This window comes from Mesorhizobium sp. M4B.F.Ca.ET.203.01.1.1 (assembly GCF_004791025.1).
Classification (GTDB): domain Bacteria; phylum Pseudomonadota; class Alphaproteobacteria; order Rhizobiales; family Rhizobiaceae; genus Mesorhizobium; species Mesorhizobium abyssinicae.
In genome coordinates, this window is the sequence record NZ_SRUO01000296.1 from 1 (window position 1) to 282 (window position 282).

1 protein-coding gene is annotated in these 282 nt (G+C 74.1%); it reads right to left on the reverse strand.

Annotated elements, in window-relative coordinates:
- A partial coding sequence (locus tag EN846_RS34765; protein ID WP_189587227.1) for a triphosphoribosyl-dephospho-CoA synthase occupies window positions 1–282 on the reverse strand: 282 nt, incomplete at both ends.

The window sequence follows — 282 nt, forward strand, 5'->3', positions numbered from 1 at the left end:
TGCATCGCGCAGGACCGGCAGCGCCACCTCGCGCAACAGCGGGTAGCCGGCGGCGGCCTGTTCGCGCACGCCTGGCACCTTGTGCAGGGCGCGCGCACGTTGGCCCGGGCTGCCTGCATCCAGCGGTGCCCGTGCGAAGTCCGCAGCCCAGCGACGGACTTCCAGGCAGACCTGCTCACCGGTGGCCGCATGGCCCAAGCGGGAGCCGCAGGCCGCGGCGGCCGCCACCAACAGGCCGAGACTGAAGACCGCGCCACGATGGGGGTTGATGCCGCCCGTCGC